Below are 863 nucleotides of genomic sequence, written 5' to 3' on the forward strand. Positions count from 1 at the left end.
AAGCATAGCATAATTTTCATCTCTGTTAAGTTCTGACAAAACATATAATAGTGCTTCAAATGCTMCTGAATATTGTATAAATAAATCACTATGTTTTGAGCAGGCAAGATATGCAATAAAATTAGCTTCATCTTCGTAGGCGATTCCTATTTTATGTGCCATTTCATGRGCTATAGTATAAGGCATAGATGTATATGGTATAAGAGTATTAACATTTGCTTCTGAAGTAAATGGTGAGTATATTCCTGTTATTTGAAGTCTTAAAAAAAGTTTTGATATTTTTATTGGCTTTGTTCTTGAATAATACATYTCTAAATATGGAAACTCTTCAAAAACTTTATTATATTCACTTTCAACCATTCTGTTTAGAGCTTGATAATTTGTATTGATTGAGGTTTCATATTTCATTTTTGTTTGCAAATCATTTAAATCTTTTATTAATAACTCTGCTAATGAATATAGTTTGTTATAYGCTTCTTCATCTKTKATATTATTATTTTCAAAGAAGTAATTTTGATAATTATTTATAAGAGGAAATCTATAATAATTTAATCCCCATACAGACATAAAAACWATATATATAATAATTGCAATACACACTACTACATATAAAAAGTTAAATATTAATTTTAATTTTTCTTGTCCAAATATTATTTTTTTTATAGARAAAACAAAGAATAAAAGAATTAATATTATAAAAATAAATAAAAGTATTTCAGCAATAGAAAAACTAAAATTTGATGTTACTTTCCCAATACTTCCTGATATAACTTTATAAGCTTTTCTAGAATAAAAATTTTCTATAAACTTTGGTGATAATGTKAGAAGTTTTAATACAATGGCTATAAATATTATACATATTA

Annotated in this window: 1 protein-coding gene; it reads right to left on the minus strand. The window is 23.1% G+C overall.

All coding sequences use genetic code 11. The features are described 5' to 3' along the window. Positions 1-861 (minus strand): DUF3810 family protein (locus tag GQX97_RS12695; RefSeq protein WP_232473381.1); only part of this gene is annotated, 861 nt, incomplete at its 3' end. Between the last annotated feature and the right edge of the window lie 2 nt (positions 862-863).

The organism is Brachyspira sp. SAP_772, assembly GCF_009755885.1.
Lineage (GTDB): Bacteria > Spirochaetota > Brachyspiria > Brachyspirales > Brachyspiraceae > Brachyspira.